The following is a 21794-nucleotide window of genomic DNA, read 5'->3' as shown; positions in this document are numbered from 1 at the left end:
GCGCCTTCAGGATCTTCGCGACGGCCAGCGGCTCGACGCCGTCGGTCGACTCGACCAGGATCGCGCGGTCCGCGCCGATCGCCAGCGCCGTGCGCAGCGTTTCCTGCGCCTGCGTCACGCCCACCGAAACCGCGACCACTTCGGTCGCCACGCCCGCTTCCTTCAGGCGCACCGCCTCTTCAACGGCGATTTCGTCGAACGGGTTCATCGACATCTTCACGTTCGCGATGTCGACGCCCGTGTTGTCCGACTTCACGCGGACCTTCACGTTGTAATCGACCACTCTTTTCACTGGCACCAGGATTTTCATGCACACGCTCCAAAGTTACGAATACGACCAGAGGCCATTCTATAGCGAGGCCCCGTGATTGCGCGGCCAAGCGGGCCCATCATGGCCGCCGAGGATAGCGCTCCTCGACGGCGCGCCGGTAATAGCGAACGATCGTTCTATTTTAAAAGAGAAAAAACCCGGGCGCAAAGCCCGGGATTTGGATCATCGACTCTAATCGGCACCGGGCGCGCCCTGCATCTCGCGCTGACTGCTTACCAGGCGGCGATCACCGCGCCGCCGAACTTCTGTTCGATGAATTGCTTCACTTCCGGGCTCCGATAGGCCGCGACGAGCTTCGCCACCCACGGTCGCGCGCGGTCGGCTTCGCGAATCGCGAGGACGTTCGCGTACGGACCGTTCGGGCCCTCGATCGCGATCGCGTCCTGCTTCGGCTTCAACCCGGCTTCCATCGCGTAGTTGGTGTTGATCGCGGCCGCGTCGACGTCGCCGAGCGAGCGCGGGATCTGCGCCGCATCGAGCTCGACGATCTTCAGCTTGCGCGGATTGTCGACGATGTCGAGCGGCGTCGCCTTCAGCCCCGCATCCGCGCGCAGCTTCAGCAGCCCCTGCTTCTGCAGCAGCAGCAGCGCGCGGCCGCCGTTGGTCGGATCGTTCGGTACCGCGACGCGCGCACCGGGCGCCAGCTCGGCCAGCGACTTCACGCGCTTCGAGTAGATGCCCATCGGGAACGTGACGGTATCCGCGACCTTGATCAGCTTGTAGCCACGGTCCTTCACCTGCGCCTGCAGATACGGGTCGTGCTGATAGCTGTTCGCGTCGAGGTCGCCCGCGGCGAGCGCCGCGTTCGGCTGCACGTAGTCGGAGAATTCGACGATGCGGATGTCGAGGCCGCTTCGCGCCGCGACCTTCTTCACGTATTCCATGATCTGCGCGTGCGGGCCGCCCGTCACGCCGACCTTGATCGTTTCGGCCTGCGCATGCGCGCTCGCGAACAGTGCAGCCGCGCTAATGGCGGCCGCGAACTTGAGCATGAAGCGTCGTTGCATCGTCTCCCCCGAAGGATGAAGGTCTTTTTACTTGTGGCTCAGCCGGCGTACGAGCCAGTCGCCGAACGATTGCACGATCTGCACGAACACGATGAGGATCGCGACCACCGTCCACATCACTTCCGGCAGGTAGCGCTGGTAGCCGTAGCGGATCCCGAGATCGCCGAGCCCGCCGCCGCCGATCGCGCCGGCCATCGCCGAATAGCCGACCAGCGACACGAACGTGATCGTCAGACCCGCGACGATGCCCGGCAGCGACTCGGGCAGCAGCACCTTGAAGACGATCTGCGACGTCGTCGCGCCCATCGACTGCGCGGCCTCGATCAGCCCGCGATCGACTTCGCGCAACGCCGTCTCGACGAGCCGCGCAATGAACGGCGCCGCCGCGAGCGTCAGCGGGACGACGGCCGCGGCCGTGCCGATCGACGAGCCGGTGACGAGCCGCGTAAATGGAATGACCGCGACCAGCAGAATGATGAACGGCGTCGAGCGCACCGCGTTGACGAGGCCGCCGAGCACGCGATTCACGCCGAGGTTCTGCAGCACGCCCTGGCGGTCGGTCAGATAGAGCAGCACGCCGAGCGGCAGCCCGACGAGCGCACCGACCGCCCCGGAGATGCCGACCATGATCAGCGTCTCCCAGAACGACTGCACGAACATATCGAACATCTCACTCAACATACGAAAGCTCCTCTACCACGACACCTTGCTCGCGCAGGAACGCGAGCGCCTGCCCGACCTTGCCCGGCTCGCCGCCGGCGAGCACCGCGAGCGACCCGAACGCCTGACCCTGGATCTCGTCGATCTGGCCGTGCAGGATGTTGAAATCGAGCTCGTAGCGGCGGATCGTTTCCGACAGGATCGGCTGGTCGACGCCCGTGCCGGTGAACGCGAGCCGCAACAGATGCCCGCTGCCGGTCTTCATCCGCTCGGCCACGCGCGCCTTCAGCGCCGGCGGCAGCTCCTGCGCGATCACGTCGCCGATCAGCGCGCGCGTCACTTCGTGATGCGGTTGCAGGAACACGTCGATCACGCGCCCCTGCTCGACCACGCGGCCCGCGTCGAGCACCGCGACGCGATCGCATACCTGCTTGATCACTTCCATCTGGTGCGTGATCAGCACGATCGTGAGGCCCAGCTCGCGGTTGATGCGCTTGAGCAGATCGAGGATCGAACGCGTGGTTTCGGGATCGAGCGCCGACGTCGCTTCGTCCGACAGCAGCACCTTCGGCTTGCTCGCGAGCGCGCGCGCGATGCCGACACGCTGCTTCTGGCCGCCGCTGATCTGGGCCGGATAGCGGTCTTTCTGCGCGGACAGCCCGACGAGTTCGAGCAGCGGCAGCACGGCGGCTTCGATCTCGGCACGGCTCGCGCCGGCCAGTTCGAGCGGCAGCGCGACGTTGTCGAACACCGTGCGCGACGACAGCAGGTTGAAGTGCTGGAAGATCATGCCTATTTCGCGGCGCGCCTCGCGCAGTGCGCCGGCCGGCAGCACCGTGAGATCGCGCCCGCCGACGACGACGTTGCCTTCGGTGGGCCGCGTGAGCAGGTTGATGGTGCGCACGAGCGTGCTCTTGCCGGCGCCGCTGCGGCCGATGATGCCGAACACCTCGCCCTGCGGAATCGACAGGTTGACGTTGTGCAATGCGTCCACCCAGCCGGACGGCCCGGGAAAACGCTGCGACAGATTGCGTAATTCGATCATGTAAACAAAACGGCGGCCGGCAGGCGAGGGTCGCCGGTCAGCCGCCAGATGCATCTGGAATAGCCGGCGATTTTACCGCAAACACCTCATTCCCCTTAATAATCAATTTCGCTCTTTTCATAACCCAGTGAAATTAGAGGCGCGCCGCGGCTCCCGCGCGCGAAGGCCGCGACTATGATCCGGAACACCAATATCAATCGACAAGGAGACCGCCAGATGAGCGCCATCACGCCGCCCGACGCTGCAGCCGCCGCAGCCGCCATCGCAGCCGGGGATCCGGCCGCGTGTCCCCCGGCGCGAATGGGCCGGCTGCGCACCGCGGACGGGCTCGAACTGGCGTCGTACCGCTGGCCGGCCGCGGACGGCAGCGCGCCGCCGCGCGCGACGGTCGCGCTCGTACACGGCCTCGCCGAACATGCGGGGCGCTACGAGCGGCTGGCAGCACGGCTGAACGCGGCGGGCATCTCGGTGCTGGCGATCGACCTGCGCGGGCACGGCCGGTCGCCGGGCAAGCGCGCGTGGGTCGAGCGCTTCGACGATTACCTGAACGACGCGGATGCGCTGGTTGCCGAAGCCGCGCGCGGCAATACGCCGCTCTTCCTGATGGGGCACAGCATGGGCGGCGCCATTGCGGCGCTGTATGCGATCGAACGCCTGCCGGCCAGTGGCCACACGCTCGCTGGCCTCGTGCTGTCGAGCCCGGCGCTCGCGCCAGGGCGCGACGTGCCGCGCTGGATGCTGGCGATGAGCCGCTTCATCAGCCGCGTGTGGCCGAGCTTCCCCGCGATCAGGATCGATGCGGCGCTGCTGTCGCGCGATCCGGCGATCGTCGCGGCCAATCGGGCCGACCCGCTCGTGCACCACGACGCGGTGCCCGCGCGCACCGGCGCCGAACTCCTCGACGCGATGGCGCGCATCGAACGCGGCCGCGGCTCGCTGCGCGTGCCGGTGCTCGTCTATCACGGCACCAGTGACAAGCTGACGGAACCCGACGGCAGCCGCGCGTTCGGCGCGCACGTCGGCTCGCCCGATCGCACGCTGACGCTCTACGAAGGCGGATTCCACGAAACGATGAATGATCTCGAGCGCGAGCGCGTGATCGATGCGCTGATCGCGTGGATTCACGCGCACGCGCCGGCCGGCTGAGGTCGCGCGGGCTGCGTGGACGCGCTGCGCCCGCCGGTAGCCGAGCAGGTCGCGCGGCGCGGTCGCGGCCGGCAAGCTGCGCAGCCGCGACCGCTTGCCGATGCGCGGCAGCTCGCCGCGCGCGTCAGACGCCGGCGAGCGCGCGCAGATGCGCGACGACGCTGCGCGCGAGCGCCGACAGGTTGTAGCCGCCCTCGAGGCAGCTGACGATGCGGCCCTGCGCGTGCCGGCGCGCGACCTCGACGATCTGCGCGGTCAGCCATTCGAAATCGGCCTCGACGAGCCCGAGATTGCCGATGTCGTCCTCGCGATGCGCGTCGAAGCCGGCCGACACGAACACCATCTGCGGCTTGAACGCATCGAGCCGCGGCAACCAGAACATGTCGACCGCTTCGCGCACCGCCATCCCGTTGCTGCGCGCGGGCATCGGCAGGTTGACCATGTTCGGCGCCTGATGGTCGGCGCCCGAGAACGGGTACAACGGATGCTGGAAGAAGCTGCACATCAGCACGCGCTCGTCGTTCGCGAACGCCGCTTCGGTGCCGTTGCCATGATGCACGTCGAAATCGATGATCGCGACGCGTTCGAGGCCGTGGACGTCGAGCGCGTGCCGCGCGGCGATCGCCACGTTGTTGAAGAAGCAAAAGCCCATCGCGCGCGCAGGCTCCGCGTGATGACCGGGCGGCCGCACGCTGCAGAACGCATTCGCGTAGCGGCCCTCGATCACCGCATCGGTCGCCGCGATCGCGGCGCCGGCCGCACGCAACGCGGCGCGCCAGGTGTCGCGATTCATCAGCGTGTCGGGATCGATTTCGACGTAGCCGTCGACCGGCGTCATGCTGCGGATGTAGTCGATATGAGCCTGCGTATGCACGCGACCCAACGCGACCTCGCTCGCGAACGGCGCGGATTCGTGCACGATCAGGTCGTCGATGCGGCTCGCGATCAGCTGATCCTGGATCGCCGACAATCGGGCCGGGCATTCCGGATGCCACTCTCCCATCTCGTGCAGCATGCAGTCGGGGTGCGTATAGAAGGCGGTTGCCATAAGCTGTCATCCGCGGCGTCGGGTGCGCCGCAGGTCTCCATCAATGATGTCCATCGTCTTGCCGCGAATTCGCCGCTAACTTACCACAACGCTGCGCCGCCACGTCCCGGCGCGCGGGATGCGTCGGGTATACTGCACCGTACCCCACCGCCCTGTCCGCCCGCTTCGACATGAATTCCAGCAAGCCCGCCGCCCTTCTCTCCACGCTGTTGCACGTTCGCGCTCCACTCGTCGCCGCTGCGCTCGCCGCCACGGCCGCGGTCTCGCCCGCGCACGCGCAGACGCAGCCGACGAAGCCCGCCGGCATGCTCGTCGCGCAGGCCCAACCGCAGCAGCCGGCGCCGCAAGGCCAGACCTTCGAAGAAGAAATCGTTCCGCAGCGCTACGCGAACAACGCGAAGGTCGATGCATTCATCGACGAGATGGTGAGCCGCAACGGCTTCGACGCCGCGAGCCTGCATGCGCTGTTCTCGCGCGTCAGCTATTCGGCGACCGCCGTGAAGCTCGTGAAGCCCGCGCCCACGCCGTCGGTGAAGAATTGGCGCGTTTATCGTTCGCGCTTCATCGAGCCGATCCGCATCAATGCCGGCGTGAAATTCTGGAAGGCGAACCGTGCGACGCTGCAGCGCGCGTCGCAAGAGTTCGGCGTGCCGCCCGAAGTGATCGTCGGCATCATCGGCGTCGAAACGATCTACGGGCGCTACATGGGCAACTTCCGCGTGCTCGATGCGCTGACGACGCTCACGTTCGATTATCCCGACACGCCGAATCGCGACAGCCGCCAGGCGACGTTCCGCAAGAACCTCGAGGACTTCCTCGTCTGGACGCGCGACAGCCAGCTCGACCCGACCACCGTGCTCGGCTCGTACACGGGCGCGATCGGCATTCCGCAGTTCCTGCCGAGCAGCATCCGCGAATACGCGGTCGACTACGACGGCGGCGGCCACGTCGATCTGCGCAGTAGTCCTGCCGACGCGATCGGCAGCGTCGCGAACTACCTGAAGCAGCACGGCTGGGAAACCGATCGCCCGGTGGTCTGGCGGATCACGCCGGACACCGGCAGCCTCGGCATCGCGCAAGCCGCCGCCGACGGTCAGCCCGAACCGCACTGGGCGCTGTCGCAGTTGCTGCGGGCCGGCATGACGCTCAACGAGCCGACCGTCAACATCACGACCGAAGCCGGTACGCCGGTCACCGTGGTCGACCTGCCGTCGCCGGGACACGCGACCGAGTACATGCTCGGGCTGAAGAACTTCTATGTGCTGACGCGCTACAACCGCAGCTTCTTCTACGCGCTCAGCGTGTATCAGCTCGGCGAAGCGGTGAAGGCGCAAATGGAAGCGAGCGGCGCACTGCCGCTGCCGCCCGCCGACACGGACCCGTCTGCGCAATAAGCAGCGTTCGCACAAACGAAAAGCGCCGCTCGATGCGGCGCTTTTTTCATTGGCTCGACGGCGTGCGGCCGCGGGCCGCGATCACGCAGGAAACACGCCGGTCGACAGGTAACGGTCGCCGCGGTCGCAGACGATGAACACGATCGTCGCGTTCTCGACCTGCCGCGCGATGCGCATCGCGACTTCGCAGGCGCCGCCCGACGAGATCCCGGCAAAAATGCCTTCGACGGCCGCGAGCCGGCGCGCCATCGTTTCGGACGCGGCCTGGCTCACGTTCTCGACGCGATCGACGCGGCTGCGATCGAAGATCGTCGGCATGTAGGCTTCCGGCCACTTGCGAATGCCCGGAATGCGCGAGCCGTCTTCCGGTTGCGCGCCGATGATCTCGATCGCCGGATTCTGCTCCTTCAGATAGCGCGACGTGCCCATGATCGTGCCCGTCGTGCCCATCGCGGACACGAAGTGCGTGACGCGTCCTTCGGTGTCGCGCCAGATCTCCGGACCGGTCGACTCGTAATGCGCGACGGGGTTGTCCGGGTTGCCGAACTGGTCGAGGATCACGCCCTTGCCTTCACGCTGCATCTGCTCGGCGAGGTCGCGCGCCAGTTCCATGCCGCCCTTCACCGGCGTCAGGATGATTTCCGCGCCGTACGCGGCCATGCTCTGGCGGCGCTCGACCGACAGATCCTCCGGCATGACCAGCACCATCTTGTAGCCGCGGATCGCAGCGGCCATCGCGAGCGCGATGCCCGTGTTGCCGCTCGTCGCCTCGATCAGCGTGTCGCCCGGCTTGATACGGCCGCGCGCTTCCGCCTTGCTGATCATCGACAGCGCCGGACGATCCTTCACGGAGCCGGCCGGGTTGTTGCCTTCGAGCTTCGCGAGCACGACGTTGTTGCGCGCGCGAATCTCGTCGTCCGGCAGGCGGACCAGTTGCACGAGCGGGGTGTTGCCGATCGTGTCTTCAATCGTTTTGTAAGCCATGGGATACCGTGAGTGCGAGGCCGATCAATCGATCGATTGTAAACCAGCACCGACGCTCGCGCGGGCAACCCCTTCGCGGCGATGGAATACCGGTGCGATGCGATGCGCGATCGCGCACGCGCGACGGGCCACGCAAAAAACCCGCGGCATGCCGCGGGAAGCCGTCCAACGACGGCGCCTGAAGAATCTTGTGGTGGCGCGTGCGCTACTTCTGTGGGGTGCGGGCGGCCGCGGCGGCCGGCTTCGGTGCTGCCGGCTTGCCGGCAGCAGCCGTGCCCGCACCGGCCGCGCCTGCCGCGCCGATGGTCAAGCCCTCCTGTTGAAGACGCTCGACCGTATGGCCGCCCATTCCCTTCACGCGCGATGCGAGGTCGTCCGCGCTCTTGAACGGGCCACGTGCGCTGCGTTCGTCCAGAATCGCCTTGGCCCGCGCCGGGCCGATTCCCCTGATGCCGACGAGCGCGTTTTCGTTCGCGGTGTTGACGTCGACGGCCGCCCAGGCCGACGCGATCACGCCGGACAGCGCCGCGGCGGCCAACCATTTCCTGATCATGTGCTGGATCTCCGATGAAAGCGGCCGGCGGCTGCCGACCGTGAGACCCAGTCTAGCGATGCGACGCGCGCGCTTAAACCTGGCCGGACAGCCAACGCACGTAGCGATCGACACCTTCCTGCACCGTCAGGAACGGCGCGTCGTAGCCGGCCGCGCGCAGCTTCGTCTGGTCGGCCTGCGTGAAGCACTGGTACTTGCCGCGCAGCGCATCGGGGAACGCCACGTATTCGATCAAGCCCTGCTCGACCTGCTGCGCGAGCGTGAGCGGCGGCAGGTTGTCGAGCGCACGCAGCGTATTGACGACCGTCGACGCGATGTCGTTGAACGGCTGCGCGCGGCCCGTGCCGAGATTGAAGATGCCCGACTTCTCCGGATGATCGAAGAAGAACAGGTTGACCTTCGCGACGTCTTCCACCGACACGAAGTCGCGCGTCTGCTCGCCCGGCGCGTAACCGTTGTACTCGCCGAACAGCTTGACCTTGCCTTCCGCGCGGAACTGGTTGAAGTTGTGGAACGCCACCGACGCCATGCGCCCCTTGTGCGTCTCGCGCGGGCCGTACACGTTGAAGTAGCGGAACCCGGCGATCTGGCTCCTGGCGCTCGGCAGCACGCGGCGGATCACCTGGTCGAACAGGAACTTCGAGTAGCCGTACACGTTCAGCGGCGCCTCGACCTCGCGCTCCTCGACGAAGCGCGTCGAGCCGCCGTAGATCGCCGCCGACGACGCGTACAGGAACTGCGCGCCCTGCGCGAGGCACGCATCGAGCACCGCGTGGCTGTAGCGGAAGTTGTTGTCCATCATGTAGCGGCCGTCGGTTTCCATCGTGTCCGAACAGGCGCCTTCGTGGAACACCGCGCGCACCTTGCCGAAATCGCCGCGCGCGAAGCGTTCGACGAATTCGGTCTTGTCGAGATAGTCGTCGATCTCGCAATCGACGAGGTTACGGAACTTGTCCGCGCGCGTCAGATTGTCGACCGCGATGATGCGCGACTCGCCGCGCTCGTTGAGCGCCTTGACGATGTTCGCGCCGATGAAACCGGCTGCACCGGTGACGATGAGGGTCATGGTCATCCTGCCTGAAAAATGACGAGACGATCGCGCGGCGCTCGGTCGGGCCGCGGCGATCGCTCAATGAAACAGTTCGTCGTAGTCGACGGTGGCCGTGCCGAGCTTGCCGACCACGATCCCCGCCGCGCGGTTCGCGAGCACCACGGCGTCGACGAGCGGCACGCCGGCGCCGAGCATCGTCGCGACCGTCGCGATCACGGTGTCGCCCGCACCCGATACGTCGTACACCTCGCGCGCGAGCGCCGGCGCATGCAGCTCGCCCGCCGCCGAGAAGAGCGTCATCCCCTCCTCGGAACGCGTGAGCAGCAGCGCGTCGATGTCGAGCTCCGCGCGCAGCTTCGCGACCCGCTCGCGCAGATCGTCCTCCGACTTCCAATGCCCGATCACTTCGCGCAGCTCCGCGCGATTCGGCGTGATCAGCGATGCGCCGCGATAGCGCGCCCAGTCGTCGCCCTTCGGATCGACGAGCACCGGTTTGCCGCCCGCGCGCGCGCGCTCGATCATCGTCGTCACGTGAGTCAGACCGCCCTTCGCGTAGTCCGACATCAGCACGACGTTGTGCTGCGGCAGCAACGTGTCGAAATGGGCGAGGCCCGCGAGCAGCACTTCGTGCGTCGGCGTCGCCTCGAAGTCGACGCGCAGCAGCTGCTGCTGGCGTGCCAGCACGCGCAGCTTGATGGTCGTCGGCAGCGCCGCGTCGCGTTCGAGATGCGGCGTGACGCCGCTGCTGGCCAGCAGTTCGACGATCCGCTCGCCCGGTTCGTCGCAGCCGACCACGCACAGCAGCCCCGCCTGCGCGCCGAGCGTCACGACGTTGCGCGCGACGTTGGCCGCGCCGCCGAGCCGCTCTTCCTGACGCTGCACGTGCACGACGGGCACCGGCGCTTCCGGCGAAATGCGGTCGACGTTGCCGAACCAGTAGCGGTCGAGCATCACGTCGCCGACGACGAGCACGCGCGACTTCGCCAGCTGCGCGCGCGGGACCGGCACCACTTCGCGAAGAGAACTCATCGTGCGCTCACCCACGGGAAACGGTTTGGGGGTCGACATACGGGCGTCCGATCGCGTAGTAGTCGATGCCGATCTCGGCCATCGCATCCGGCTCGTACAGATTGCGCCCGTCGAAGATCACCGGCGCCTTCAGCTCCGCTTTCAGGCGCGTGAAATCCGGACTGCGGAATTCCTTCCACTCGGTGATGATCACGAGCGCATCCGCGCCGGCGACCGCCGCATCCTGCGTATCGACGAAGTGCAGACGCGCGAGCGCGTCGGCGCCTGCTTCGAAATCGAGCGCGAACACGCGGCGCGCCTCGTCGATCGCGACCGGGTCATACGCGCGCACGGTCGCGCCGCGCGCGAGCAGCGCGGCGATGAGCCGGCGGCTCGGCGCCTCGCGCATGTCGTCGGTATTCGGCTTGAACGCGAGGCCCCACACCGCGAACGTGCGGCCGCTCAGATCCGCGCCGAAGCGCTGTTCGATCTTGCCGATCAGCACGTCCTTCTGCGCCGAGTTGGCCGCCTCGACGGCCTCCAGGATGCGCAGCGGCTGGCCGTTCTCGCCGGCCGTGCGGATCAGCGCCTGCACGTCCTTCGGGAAGCACGAGCCGCCATAGCCGACGCCTGCATACAGGAAGTGATAGCCGATCCGCGGATCGGAGCCGATCCCGCGCCGCACCGCTTCGATGTCGGCGCCGACCTTGTCGGCCAGATTCGACATCTCGTTCATGAACGAGATGCGCGTCGCGAGCATCGCGTTCGCCGCGTACTTCGCGAATTCGGCCGAGCGCACGTCCATGTAGATCGTGCGCTCGTGATTGCGGTTGAACGGCGCGTAGAGCTTCTTCATCTTCTCGCGCGCCACGCTGCCCGTCTCGTCGTGGTCGACGCCGATGATGATCCGGTCCGGCCGCATGAAATCTTCGACGGCCGCGCCTTCCTTCAGGAATTCCGGATTGGAGACGACCGAGAAGCGATGCGCGACGCTGCCGCCGAGCCCGCGAGCCGCGAGCGCGTCGTCGACCACCGCGCGCACGCGCTGCGCGGTGCCGACCGGCACCGTCGACTTGTCGACGATCACCTTGAAGCCCGTCATGTGGCGGCCGATGTTGCGCGCGGCCTCGAGCACGTATTGCAGGTCGGCCGAGCCGTCCTCGTCGGGCGGCGTGCCGACCGCGATGAACTGGATCTCGCCGTGGGCGACACTCGCCTCGATGTCGGTCGAGAAACGCAGCCGCCCTGCCGCGCGATTGCGCGCGATGATGTCGAGCAGGCCCGGTTCGTGAATCGGCATCCCGCCGTTGTTCAGGATCTCGATCTTGCGCGGATCGACATCGAGACAGAAGACGTCGTGGCCGATCTCCGCGAGACAGGAACCCGTGACAAGACCGACATAGCCGGTGCCGATGATGGTGATTTTCATAGATGTTCCGGTACGTCCCGGTAATTGACTAACTTGGCCGCCCGGCCGAAGCCGGCGGCAACCGCCACGCGTCGCGCCGCTCGCCGGGATCAGCCCGGCATCGCAGGTTCGACGCGCCGCGGCGCATAGGTTTCCCAGCCGCTGCAACCGGGGCACTGCCAGTAGAAGAGCCGTGCCCGGAAGCCGCAATTCTGGCACGTATAGCGCGGCAGATTCTTGGTGCGCTGCCGGATCAGCGCGCGCATCATTTCAAGCTCCTTACGGCGCGGCTCGTCGGCCGCGGCGATCTGCGCATCCAGCAGGTGCAGCATGCCCGACAGGTTCGGCGACTTCTCCATCTGCGCGCGCGCGAGTGCGTGCGCAGCGTCCTGGCCGCGCATGCCCGCGATGTGCTGATACGCGATGTCGAGCAGATCGTTCGACGGATAGCGATCGACATAGCCCATCAGCAGCTCCGCGCCGTCGACCGGCTTGCCGAGCGCGATGTACGCCTTCATCAGCTTGTCGGCGACGAGCGGCAGGTAGGCGGGGTTCTGCGTATCGACGCGCTTCCAGTGACCGATCGCGGCGGCGGGATCGCCGGCCGCTTCGGCCGCGTCGCCCGACAGGATCGTCGCGCGCACGTTTTGCGGGTTCGCCGCCAGCGCGAGCTTCAACTGCTCGGCGGCCGCCGCGGTGTTCTTGCGCTGCAGCGCATCCTGCGCGAGTTCGCAGTGGAACTGCGCGATTTCGGTGCCGAGCGGCTTGTCGCTCATCGACTCGATGCGTCGCGCGGTGTCGATCGACTTGTTCCAGTCCTTTTCGATCTCGTAGATCGTCAGCAACGCCCGCTGCGCACCGAGCGCGTAGTCGCCGTCGGCGAGGCGGTGGAACGCCTCCTCCGCCCGGTCGAGCAGGCCGGCCTTCAGGAAGTCCTGGCCGAGCTCGTACAGCGCGTGGTCGCGCTCGTTCACCGGCAGGTCCGTGCGGCTCAGCAGGTTCTGGTGGACGCGGATCGCGCGGTCCGTCTCGCCGCGGCGGCGAAACAGGTTGCCGAGCGCGAAGTGCAGCTCGACCGTCTCGGGGTCGAGCTTGGCGACCTCGATGAACGCGTCGATCGCCTTGTCCGGTTGTTCGTTCAACAGAAAATTCAGGCCGCGAAAATACGAGCGCGGCAGGTTGGCGCTCTCCGACAGGAGATTCTTCAGGTCATAGCGTGACGCCGCCCATCCAAGCGCGAACGCGACGGGAATCGCGAGCAACCACCAGAAATCCAGATCCATGCGAGATATCGAAGCAGAGACGAAAACCGCGCGAAATTCGCGCGGCGTCGGTGTTAAATGACGGGCGGCATCGGCGGCTGGTCGACGACCGCCGGGGTTTCACGCGCGGCGCGCAGATCCCGCTTGAGACGTCCGTTCTCCAGACGCAGCCGGAAGATCGACGGCAGCGCAGACAGCAGACCGGCCAGCAGACCGACGACGAAGAACGCGAGACCGATCAGGATCAGCGGCGCCTGCCACGCGTAGCCGGCAACGAAATTCAGCGTCGCGGTTTGCGTATTGGCCAGCGCGAGCACCAGCAGCAGCACGAACACCAATACCCGGATCAGCCAGACGATAAACTTCATGTAGCCCTCTCTTTGTTGAGGTTTGCCGCGGCGCGCGACTCCCCTTCGCGTCGCCGAATCGACCCGTATTGTAAAGGATGAGTTTCGGCGTCAGCGCAGATCGTTCGGAGTGCGTCGTCCTGCCGCCGCCGGAAATGAAAAAAGCGCCCGCTAGGGGCGCTTTCTTTTCAGCCTTCGCCGGACAGGTTCCGGGCAAACCGCACGACGCTCAACGCTCGTCGTCCGGGTCGTCAGCCTTCAGCGGCTCACCGGCGCGACCGTCGACGCGTTCACGCAATTCCTTGCCGGGCTTGAAGTGCGGCACGAACTTCTCGGGCACCTGCACTTTCTCCCCCGACTTCGGGTTGCGTCCGACGCGCGCCGGGCGACGGTTGAGGCCGAAGCTGCCGAAACCGCGAATTTCGATGCGATGCCCTTTCGACAGAGCGTCGGACATCGCATCGAGCATCGTTTTCACCGCGAAATCCGCATCCTTGAGGACAAGTTGCGGAAATCGCAGTGCCAGCTGTGCGACCAACTCGGATTTGGTCATACTTCAGCAGACCTCGCGAGGCTTACTGGTTCTGGCCGTCGAGCTTCGCCTTCAGCAGCGCGCCGAGGTTGGTCGTACCGGTCGCAGCAGCGCTCGAGTCCGACTGCAGGCCGCGGATCGCTTCCTGTTGTTCAGCCGAGTCCTTCGCCTTGATCGACAGGTTGATGCCGCGCGACTTGCGATCGATGTTGATCACCATCGCGTTGACCTTGTCGCCTTCCTTCAGCACGTTGCGTGCGTCTTCGACGCGATCCTGCGAGATTTCCGAAGCGCGCAGGTAGCCTTCGATGTCGCCCGTCAGCGTGATCACGGCGCCCTTCGCATCGACCGACTTCACCACGCCGTCGACGATCGAACCCTTGTCGTTCATTGCAACGTAGTTGCTGAACGGGTCGCCTTCGAGCTGCTTGATGCCGAGCGAAATACGCTCCTTCTCGACGTCGATACCGAGCACGATCGCTTCGACTTCGTCGCCCTTCTTGTACTTGCGAACGGCTTCTTCGCCGGCTTCGCTCCACGACAGGTCCGACAGGTGGACCAGGCCGTCGATGCCGCCCGGCAGACCGATGAACACGCCGAAGTCGGTGATCGACTTGATTGCGCCCGTGATCTTGTCGCCCTTCTTGAAGTTGCGGCTGAAGTCATCCCACGGATTCGGCTTGCACTGCTTCATGCCGAGGCTGATACGACGACGGTCTTCGTCGATCTCGAGGACCATGACTTCGACTTCGTCACCCAGCTGGACAACCTTCGACGGTGCGACGTTCTTGTTGGTCCAGTCCATTTCCGACACGTGGACCAGGCCTTCGATGCCCGATTCCACTTCGACGAATGCGCCGTAGTCGGTGATGTTCGTGACCTTGCCGAACAGGCGCGTGCCCGACGGGTAACGGCGCGAGATGCCTTCCCACGGATCGTCGCCCAGTTGCTTGATGCCCAGCGAGACGCGGTTCTTCTCTTGGTCGAACTTGAGGATCTTCGCGGTGACTTCCTGGCCAACCGACAGGACTTCGCTCGGGTGACGCACGCGACGCCATGCGATGTCGGTGATGTGCAGCAGGCCGTCGATGCCGCCGAGGTCGACGAACGCGCCGTAGTCGGTGATGTTCTTGACCACGCCGTTGACGATCGCGCCTTCCTTCAGCGTCTCGAGCAGCTTCGCGCGCTCTTCGCCTTGCGTTGCCTCGATCACGGCACGACGCGACAGCACGACGTTGTTACGCTTGCGATCGAGCTTGATCACGCGGAACTCGAGCGTCTTGCCTTCGTACGGGGTCGTGTCCTTGACCGGACGCGTGTCGACCAGCGAACCCGGCAGGAACGCGCGGATGCCGTTGACCATCACGGTCATGCCGCCCTTCACCTTGCCGGTGATGGTGCCGGTGACGAGTTCGTTGTTGTCGAGGGCCTTTTCCAGCGACAGCCACGATGCAAGGCGCTTCGCCTTGTCGCGCGACAGGATCGTGTCGCCGTAGCCGTTTTCGAGTGCGTCGATCGCGACGGACACGAAATCGCCCGACTGCACCTCAACCTCGCCCTGATCGTTCAGGAATTCCTCGATCGGAATGTAAGCCTCGGACTTCAGGCCTGCATTGACGACCACGAAGTTGTGGTCGACGCGCACGACTTCGGCGGAAATCACTTCGCCGGCGCGCATGTCTTGGCGGGTCAGCGACTCTTCGAACAGAGCCGCAAAGGATTCGGTATTCGGGGTGGAGGTTTGCAGGTCGGACATAAAAATCGGATTGTGCATGGATCGCTGTGCCACGCCGGCCGGAATGGCAGGCTGAAAGAGCCAGATCGAAACCATACGGGGTTAAGGGTTTGAAACACGCTGAGCGCTCGCGCGCCCAGCACCTACTGCTGCCCGCCTTTTCAGGCCGGCTGGCCGAGCGCCCGGTACCACTGCAGCACCTGATCGACCGCTTGATCGACCGAAAGCGCCGACGTATCGAGCAGCTTGGCATCTGCCGCGGGCTTCAGCGGCGCGGCCGCGCGATTGCTGTCACGCGCGTCACGCTCACGCAAATCCCGGAGCAAGTCCTCTATATTAGCAGAAAATCCTTTTTGCATCAATTGCTTATGCCGCCTCGCCGCGCGAGCCTCGGCGCTGGCCGTCAGAAACACCTTGAGCACGGCGTCCGGGAAGATCACGGTGCCCATGTCGCGGCCGTCCGCGACGAGGCCCGGCGTCTTGCGGAAGGCCCGCTGGCGCGCCACCAGCGCCACGCGCACCGGGCCGTGCACGGCGATCGCCGACGCGCGGTTGCCGACCGCCTCCGCGCGGATGTCGTTCGACACGTCGACGCCGTCGAGCTGCGCGCAGCCCTCGCGAAACGTGATGTGGAGGTCGTCGATCAGCTTCACGAGCGCGTCGATGTCCTGCGCGTCGATCCCGTAGCGCACGCTCGCGAGCGCAGCGAGCCGGTACAGCGCGCCGCTGTCGAGCAGGTGAAAGCCGAGGTGCGCGGCGACGAGCGCCGCGACGGTGCCCTTGCCGGAAGCGGTCGGGCCGTCGATCGTGATGACGGGGGTCGGGTGAAAGGGTCGGGTCGATTTCATCGGGTACGGTCGGTCAGGCCTTGGCGAGCGCGGCGAAGCGGTCGAAATAGTCGGGGAACGTCTTGCCGACGCACTTCGGGTCGTTGATCCGCACGGGCACGCCGCCCAGGCTGACGAGCGAGAAGCACATCGCCATCCGGTGATCGTCGTAGGTGTCGATCGTCGCGTTCGGCGTGAGCCGCTGCGGCGGCGTGACGACCAGATAGTCGGGCCCCTCCTCGACCACCGCGCCGAGCTTGCGCAATTCGGTCGCCATCGCCGCGATGCGGTCGGTTTCCTTCACGCGCCAGCTCGCGATGTTGCGCAGCGTGCTCGTGCCGCTCGCAAAGAGCGCCGCGACCGCGATCGTCATCGCGGCGTCCGGAATCAGGTTGAAATCCATGTCGATCGGATCGAGCTTGCCGTGATCGTGGCCGATGCCGCGCACCTCGATCCAGTCGTCGCCCATCGACACGTTCGCGCCCATCTGCATCAGCGCGTTCGCGAAGCCGACGTCGCCCTGGATGCTCGCCCGGCCGACGCCCTCGACGCGCAGCGGGCCGCCGCCGAGCGCGCCGGCCGCGAGGAAATACGACGCCGACGACGCGTCGCCCTCGACCATGATGCGCCCCGGCGAGCGGTAACGGACCCCGGCCGGCACGACGAAGCGCTGCCAGCCGTCGCGCTCGACGGTCACGCCGAAGCGTTCCATCAGTCGAATGGTGATGTCGATGTACGGCTTCGAGATCAGTTCGCCGTCGACTTCGACGACGATCTTGCCGTCCTTCGCCTTCACGAGCGGCAAGGTCATCAGTAGCGCGGTCAGGAACTGGCTCGACACGTCGCCGCGCACGCGGATCGGCGCGTCGACCGTGATCGCCGCCGGCTTGATCCGCAGCGGCGGAAAGCCTTCGTTCTGTTCGTAATCGATCTGCGCGCCGATTTGCCGCAGGCCGTCGACGAGATCGCCGATCGGCCGCTCGTGCATGCGCGGCACGCCGTGCACGCGGTAGTCGCCGCCGTTGACCGCAAGCGCCGCCGTCAGCGGGCGCACCGCGGTGCCGGCGTTGCCGAGGAACAGATCGGCCGTCCTCGCGGTGAACGCGCCGCGCGTGCCGGCGACGACGCAGGTGTCGGCATCGCGCGTGAGACGCACGCCCAGCTTGCCGAGCGCGTCGAGCATCACGCGCGTGTCGTCGGAATCGAGCAGGTTCGTGATCGTCGTTTCGCCTTCGGCGAGCGCCGCGAGCAACAGCACGCGGTTCGAAATGCTCTTGGAGCCGGGAAGTCGCACGGTGCCGGAGGCACTGGAGTACGGGCCGAGATCGAGATAGTCCATGTGAATCGTCCTGTTATTTCTTGACCGGTTCTGCAGCGGGCTGCGCGCCGCGCTCCTGCCACGCCTTGCGCGCGGCGCGCGAGCGCGTGAATACGGCCTCGAGCGCGGCGCCGTCGCCGGCGTCGATCGCCGCGCGCAGCCGTGCGAGCACGCGCGTGTAGCCGTCGAGTTCGTCGAGCAGCGCCGCGCGGTTGGCGACGCACACGTCGCGCCACATTTCGGGGCTCGACGCCGCGATCCGCGTGAAGTCGCGGAAGCCGCCGGCCGCATATGAGAATTTCAGCTCCGCATCGGCCTCGCCGAGGATCTGCTCGACGAGCGCGAACGACAGCACGTGCGGCAAATGGCTGATCGAGGCGAATACGCGATCGTGCTGGGCCGCGCTCATCGTGCGCACGTCGGCGCCGGTCGCCTGCCACATCGCGTCGATCCGCGCGACGGTCTCGGGCGCGTTCTCCGCGAGCGGGCACAGCACGACGTTGCGGCCGACGTACAGGTCCGGCAACGCGGCTTCGACACCACTCGACTCGCGGCCGGCAATCGGATGGCCCGGCACGAACCGGGCGATCCGCTCACCGAGCGCCGCGCGCGCGGCCGCGACGACGTCGGACTTGGTGCTGCCCGCATCGGTGACGATCGTCGCGGCGTCCAGCCACGGCGCGATGCGCGCGAGCAACGGCTCCGTCTGCGCGACCGGCGCGGCGAGCAGCACCAGATCGGCGCCGGCCAGCGCGTCGCGCAGTTGCGCGTCATCGTCGAGCGCCGCCGCGCGGTCGATCACGCCGAGCGCCAGCGCGCGCTCGACCGACGCACGCGACCGGCCCACGCCGACGATCTCGCCCGCCCCGCCCGAGGCGCGCTCGCGCAACGCGCGCGCCAGCGATCCGCCGATCAGGCCGACGCCGAAAATGACCAGTTTGTTGAATGCAAAGCCTGACACGACATGAGCCAAGTGACGCGCGCGGAACGATGCCCGCGCACGGAAGTCCAGATCCCGGGCACCGGGCGCACACCCGGCGCGACCTGCGCCGGATACCGCCCGAACCCGCCGTCGGCAGCGCGGCCCGGCCGGCGCTGCCCCTTCGCCGCCTCGCCGCGTCGCCCGCGCGAGGCAGGCGACGGGCCGCCGCGCATCAGCGCGCGCGCGGATACGAACCGAGTATCTTCAGGAACGCGGCTTTCTGGCCGAGCTCCGCGAGCGCGGCGGCCACCGCCGCGTCGTCCCGGTGCCCTTCGATGTCGATGTAGAAGTAGTACTCCCACGTGCCGACCCGCGCCGGCCGCGATTCGAAGCGCGTCATCGACACGCCGTGCCGCGCGAGCGGCTCGAGCAGCTTGAACACCGCGCCCGGCTCGTTCTTCACCGAGACGATCAGCGATGTCTGGTCGTGACCGCTCTGGCCGGCCGGCTGCTTGCCGACGATCACGAAGCGCGTGCGGTTGTGCGGATCGTCCTGGATCAACGAGAACGCGACCTGCAGCCCGTAGTGCGCGGCCGCACGATCGCCGGCGATCGCCGCGACGCTCGGGTCGGCCGCCGCGAGACGGGCTGCCTCGGCATTGCTCGACACCGCTTGCCGCTCGAGCTGCGGCGCGTTCGCCGCGAGCCACTGCTGGCATTGGGCGAGCGCCTGAGCGTGCGCGCAGACGCGCGTCACGCCGGCGAGCGTGCCGCTTTGCGTGAGCAGGTTGTGATGGATCGGCAGCGCGAGTTCGCCGCTGATCAGCAACTGTGTCTGCAGCAGCAGGTCGAGCGTGCGCGACACCGCGCCCTCGGTCGAATTCTCGACCGGCGCGATCCCGAAGGCAGCCGCGCCCGCCTCGACCGAGCGGAATACTTCGTCGATCGACGGGCACGGCAGTCCTTCGATCGACTGGCCGAAATACTCGAACATCGCCTGTTCGCTGTACGTGCCCACCGGCCCGAGGAATGCGACGTGGATCGTCTGCTCGAGCGCGCGGCTCGCGGCCATGATCTCGCGCCAGATCGCGCTGATGTGCTCGCCCGCGAGCGGCCCGGCGCTCATGTCCTGCAGGCGCGCGATGACCTGCAGCTCGCGCTCCGGCCGGAACACCGGTGCGTTGAAGTGCTTCTTGACCTCGCCCACCTCGAGCGCCACCGCGGCGCGCTGGTTGAGGAGCGCGATCAGCTGCGCGTCGATCGCATCGATGCGGTCGCGCAGCGGTTTCAGGCGGGAATTCAGTTCGTCGTCCATGCGTTTTGCCGTGCTGTTTGAACAGCGCGCCGTCAGGCGTCGCGCCGTTCGAAGTCCTTCATGTACTCGACGAGCGCCTTCACGCCCTCGAGCGGCACCGCGTTGTAGATCGACGCCCGCATGCCGCCGACGGACTTGTGGCCCTTCAGCTGCAGCAGCCCGCGCGCCTTTGCGCCGGCGAGGAAGTCTTCATTGCGCGTTTCGTCGGCCAGGAAAAACGGCACGTTCATCCGCGAACGCACCGCCGGCTCGACCTTGTTCAGATAGAAGCCGCTCGCGTCGATCGTGTCGTAGAGCAGCTTCGCCTTCTCGATGTTGCGGGCCTCGATCGCCGCGAGACCGCCCTGCCGCTTCAGCCACTGGAACACGAGGCCCGCGATGTAGATCGCGTAGGTGGGCGGCGTGTTGTACAGCGAGTTGTTCTCGGCGACGGTCTTCCATTCGAATGCCGACGGGCAGATCGACAGCGCGCGATCGAGCAGGTCCTCGCGAACGATCACGACGGTCACGCCGGCCATCCCGATGTTCTTCTGCGCGCCGCCGAACAGCACGCCGTACTTCGCGACGTCCATCGGGCGCGACAGGATGTGCGACGACACGTCGGCCACGAGCGGCACGTCGCCGAGGTCGGGAATCTCGAACGTCTCGACGCCGTCGATCGTCTCGTTGGTGCACAGATGCACGTAGGCCGGATCGTCCGACAGCTGCCATTCGGCGCGCGCGGGCGCGCGCGTGAAACCGTCGGCCGTCTTGCCCGAGGCCGCCAGATGCGGCGTGCAGTACTTCTTCGCTTCGTTGAACGACTTCTGCGACCACGAACCGGTGACGACGAAGTCGGCGCTCTTGCGCGAACCGAGCAGGTTCATCGGCACGATCGCGTTCTCGGCGATGCCGCCGCCCTGCAGGAACAGGATCCGGTGGCTGGCCGGCACGTCGAGCAGCTCGCGCAGGTCGGCCAGCGCGGTTTCGTGGATCGACATGAATTCCTTGCCGCGATGGCTCATCTCCATCACGCTCATGCCGCTGCCGTGCCAGTCGAGCATTTCGTCGGCGGCTTGCCGCAGCACTTCCTCGGGGAGCGCCGCTGGGCCGGCGGAGAAATTAAAGACGCGCATCGTGAATAACCTCGGGACGGACGCGGACCGGCTTGCGGCCGGCTCGCTGCCGGCAGAAAGACCGCGCCACAAAAAGGAATGGCCGCTTGCGCTCGCGCGCAAACGGCCATTATCGCACTGTCATCAGGCTCCCGCCAAACCCGACCGGACGGCCGGGCGGCGCGCCCGGACCGCTTACTTGCCCGGCTTGACCGCGGCGACTTCCTTGTCAGCCTGCGTGCGCGTTGCCTGGATCGCTTGCGGCATGTACTTCTGCATCAGGCCGTTGACGACGTCGCGGCCAACCTGATCCTGAACCTGGATGAACTTGCGGCCCGTCGGGCTCTTGTAGAACGTCGTCAGATCCTTGATCTCCGACGTGCTGTAGTACTTCGCGTACGCGTCGTACTGAGCCGACATCGCATCGTTCTGGAACTGCTGCGTGCCGAACACCTTGCCCGCGCCGTCGACCAGCTTCGGCACCGCGTTCTTTTGCAGCGTCGGCACGGCGGCCTGCTTCTGCTTGTCGTTCAGCGTCTTGTTTTCCGACAGCGCGTCCGACAGGATCGCCGGAACGAGTTGCTTCGCTTGCATCTCGGCGCTGTTGCCGATTGCCGACACGAGCTTCGGCGCGTCGATCGCGTCGAGCAGATCCTTGATCGCCGCCTTCTTGTCGGCGTCGATCGGCGCAGCTGCCGCGGTCGCAGCCGGTGCGGAATTCGACAGCGCTTGCGCCATCGCGAACGTCGGCACCAGTGCAGCCAGCAGAACCAGTTGCTTGAATTGCTTTTGCATCATCACTCCCTT

At 66.6% G+C, this 21794-nt stretch carries 21 protein-coding genes and 1 pseudogene; 2 read left to right on the top strand and 20 right to left on the bottom strand.

Going from position 1 to position 21794, the window contains the following annotated elements:
* From C3Y15_RS11750 to C3Y15_RS11735, 4 genes and pseudogenes are all read right to left on the bottom strand, one after another.
* A pseudogene (locus C3Y15_RS11750) lies at window positions 1-310 on the bottom strand (electron transfer flavoprotein subunit beta/FixA family protein); the annotation flags it as partial.
* Between the two features lie 233 nt (window positions 311-543).
* On the bottom strand, window positions 544-1338 hold the full coding sequence (locus C3Y15_RS11745) for a MetQ/NlpA family ABC transporter substrate-binding protein (RefSeq protein ID WP_011883845.1): 795 nt from the start codon (window positions 1336-1338) through the stop codon (window positions 544-546).
* Window positions 1339-1365: 27 nt separating this feature from the next.
* Window positions 1366-2019 (bottom strand): methionine ABC transporter permease, encoded by a 654-nt coding sequence (locus tag C3Y15_RS11740; RefSeq protein ID WP_011883843.1) that lies wholly within the window; start codon window positions 2017-2019, stop codon window positions 1366-1368.
* A complete protein-coding gene (locus tag C3Y15_RS11735) occupies window positions 2009-3043 on the bottom strand; it encodes a methionine ABC transporter ATP-binding protein (protein ID WP_034194145.1) in 1035 nt (344 codons plus the stop codon). Before C3Y15_RS11735 ends, C3Y15_RS11740 begins: the two co-directional genes overlap by 11 nt.
* A 174-nt stretch (window positions 3044-3217) precedes the next feature.
* Between C3Y15_RS11735 and C3Y15_RS11730 the strand changes: the two genes are divergently transcribed.
* On the top strand, window positions 3218-4189 hold the full coding sequence (locus tag C3Y15_RS11730) for an alpha/beta hydrolase (protein ID WP_014722686.1): 972 nt from the start codon (window positions 3218-3220) through the stop codon (window positions 4187-4189).
* Window positions 4190-4313: 124 nt separating this feature from the next.
* Here the strand turns inward: C3Y15_RS11730 and C3Y15_RS11725 are convergent, their stop codons facing one another.
* Window positions 4314-5237, bottom strand: a complete 924-nt coding sequence (locus tag C3Y15_RS11725; protein WP_069246170.1) for a histone deacetylase family protein — start codon at window positions 5235-5237, stop codon at window positions 4314-4316.
* Window positions 5238-5407: 170 nt separating this feature from the next.
* Here C3Y15_RS11725 and mltB point away from each other — a divergent pair, with 170 nt between their 5' ends.
* A complete protein-coding gene (gene mltB / locus C3Y15_RS11720) occupies window positions 5408-6631 on the top strand; it encodes a lytic murein transglycosylase B (RefSeq protein WP_011883839.1) in 1224 nt (407 codons plus the stop codon).
* 81 nt (window positions 6632-6712) lie between these two features.
* Here the strand turns inward: mltB and cysM are convergent, their stop codons facing one another.
* From cysM to C3Y15_RS11645, 15 genes are all read right to left on the bottom strand, one after another.
* A complete protein-coding gene (cysM, locus tag C3Y15_RS11715; RefSeq protein ID WP_011883837.1) occupies window positions 6713-7615 on the bottom strand; it encodes a cysteine synthase CysM in 903 nt (300 codons plus the stop codon).
* A 205-nt stretch (window positions 7616-7820) separates the two neighbouring features.
* The gene (locus tag C3Y15_RS11710; protein ID WP_034194143.1) at window positions 7821-8168 is read right to left on the bottom strand and encodes a helix-hairpin-helix domain-containing protein; all 348 of its coding nucleotides are present in this window, start codon (window positions 8166-8168) and stop codon (window positions 7821-7823) included.
* 73 nt (window positions 8169-8241) lie between these two features.
* Complete coding sequence (rfaD, locus tag C3Y15_RS11705) at window positions 8242-9234, bottom strand: ADP-glyceromanno-heptose 6-epimerase (protein WP_069246370.1); 993 nt, start codon at window positions 9232-9234, stop codon at window positions 8242-8244.
* A gap of 63 nt (window positions 9235-9297) precedes the next feature.
* The gene (gene rfaE1 / locus C3Y15_RS11700; RefSeq protein WP_011883831.1) at window positions 9298-10248 is read right to left on the bottom strand and encodes a D-glycero-beta-D-manno-heptose-7-phosphate kinase; all 951 of its coding nucleotides are present in this window, start codon (window positions 10246-10248) and stop codon (window positions 9298-9300) included.
* 7 nt (window positions 10249-10255) lie between these two features.
* Window positions 10256-11656: a UDP-glucose/GDP-mannose dehydrogenase family protein gene (locus C3Y15_RS11695; RefSeq protein ID WP_069246169.1), complete on the bottom strand. Its 1401-nt coding sequence runs from the start codon at window positions 11654-11656 to the stop codon at window positions 10256-10258.
* Between the two features lie 89 nt (window positions 11657-11745).
* Window positions 11746-12918 (bottom strand): lipopolysaccharide assembly protein LapB, encoded by a 1173-nt coding sequence (gene lapB / locus C3Y15_RS11690; RefSeq protein WP_069246168.1) that lies wholly within the window; start codon window positions 12916-12918, stop codon window positions 11746-11748.
* Window positions 12919-12971: 53 nt separating this feature from the next.
* Window positions 12972-13265 carry a LapA family protein gene (locus tag C3Y15_RS11685; protein ID WP_011883826.1) on the bottom strand — a complete coding sequence of 98 codons (294 nt, stop codon included), beginning with the start codon at window positions 13263-13265 and terminating at the stop codon, window positions 12972-12974.
* Window positions 13266-13473: 208 nt separating this feature from the next.
* Window positions 13474-13797, bottom strand: a complete 324-nt coding sequence (locus C3Y15_RS11680; protein WP_006750752.1) for an integration host factor subunit beta — start codon at window positions 13795-13797, stop codon at window positions 13474-13476.
* 22 nt (window positions 13798-13819) lie between these two features.
* Entirely contained in the window at window positions 13820-15550 is a 1731-nt protein-coding gene (rpsA, locus tag C3Y15_RS11675; RefSeq protein ID WP_011883822.1) for a 30S ribosomal protein S1, read from the bottom strand.
* Between the two features lie 122 nt (window positions 15551-15672).
* Complete coding sequence (cmk, locus tag C3Y15_RS11670; RefSeq protein WP_060122632.1) at window positions 15673-16359, bottom strand: (d)CMP kinase; 687 nt, start codon at window positions 16357-16359, stop codon at window positions 15673-15675.
* Between the two features lie 13 nt (window positions 16360-16372).
* Window positions 16373-17677, bottom strand: coding sequence for a 3-phosphoshikimate 1-carboxyvinyltransferase (aroA, locus tag C3Y15_RS11665; protein ID WP_011883818.1), 1305 nt, complete (start codon window positions 17675-17677; stop codon window positions 16373-16375).
* Between the two features lie 13 nt (window positions 17678-17690).
* Window positions 17691-18617 carry a prephenate dehydrogenase/arogenate dehydrogenase family protein gene (locus tag C3Y15_RS11660; RefSeq protein ID WP_034194139.1) on the bottom strand — a complete coding sequence of 309 codons (927 nt, stop codon included), beginning with the start codon at window positions 18615-18617 and terminating at the stop codon, window positions 17691-17693.
* 193 nt (window positions 18618-18810) lie between these two features.
* On the bottom strand, window positions 18811-19893 hold the full coding sequence (gene pheA, locus C3Y15_RS11655) for a prephenate dehydratase (protein ID WP_011883815.1): 1083 nt from the start codon (window positions 19891-19893) through the stop codon (window positions 18811-18813).
* 32 nt (window positions 19894-19925) lie between these two features.
* Entirely contained in the window at window positions 19926-21008 is a 1083-nt protein-coding gene (serC, locus tag C3Y15_RS11650; RefSeq protein ID WP_034194138.1) for a 3-phosphoserine/phosphohydroxythreonine transaminase, read from the bottom strand.
* Between the two features lie 174 nt (window positions 21009-21182).
* Window positions 21183-21782: a DUF2059 domain-containing protein gene (locus tag C3Y15_RS11645; protein WP_011883810.1), complete on the bottom strand. Its 600-nt coding sequence runs from the start codon at window positions 21780-21782 to the stop codon at window positions 21183-21185.
* Window positions 21783-21794 lie beyond the last annotated feature (12 nt).

Source organism: Burkholderia sp. B10, assembly GCF_004368385.1.
Taxonomy (GTDB): domain Bacteria; phylum Pseudomonadota; class Gammaproteobacteria; order Burkholderiales; family Burkholderiaceae; genus Burkholderia; species Burkholderia vietnamiensis.
The sequence above is the reverse complement of the archived record's forward strand: the minus strand, read 5'-3'. Positions and strand labels throughout refer to the sequence as shown.